At 62.6% G+C, this 342-nt stretch carries 1 protein-coding gene; it reads left to right on the top strand.

Annotated elements, in window-relative coordinates:
• Positions 1–53: 53 nt before the first annotated feature.
• Complete coding sequence (locus EN807_RS33540) at positions 54–338, top strand: PilZ domain-containing protein (protein ID WP_135938021.1); 285 nt, start codon at positions 54–56, stop codon at positions 336–338.
• The last annotated feature ends 4 nt before the right edge of the window (positions 339–342 follow it).

Here is a 342-nt window from a genome sequence, read left to right as displayed (position 1 = left end):
ATCTTGCCGATCGCACCACATGAAATGCGACGATCGCCGGGGATTGGCGCGCGATGGCTGAAGACGAAAACAGGGACAAACGCAGGCAGCGCGTCTTCAAGGGCGCGACGATCCTGACCGGCATCACCAATTCCGAGGTCACGTGCACGGTGCGCAACATGCATGACGGCGGCGCCGAACTGAAGGTCTCGATCGACGCACGCGTGCCCGACGAGTTCCTGCTCTATGTGCCGACCGACGGCATCGCCTACAAGGCAGTGGTCCGCTGGCGCCGCGAAGACCGCATCGGCATCATGTTCACCGGCACCGAGCCAAAGCCCCACTGGCACTACGGCTAAATCC

It is taken from the genome of Mesorhizobium sp. M5C.F.Ca.ET.164.01.1.1 (genome assembly GCF_004792125.1).
Classification (GTDB): Bacteria; Pseudomonadota; Alphaproteobacteria; order Rhizobiales; family Rhizobiaceae; genus Mesorhizobium; species Mesorhizobium wenxiniae.
Note: the sequence above shows the minus strand (reverse complement) of the source record. Positions and strands in the feature narration are given on the sequence as shown.

Bases quoted from the DNA above. Each gene is read 5' to 3' on its own strand.
- EN807_RS33540 (WP_135938021.1), top strand. From the start codon at position 54: ATGGCTGAAGACGAAAACAGGGACAAACGCAGGCAGCGCGTCTTCAAG.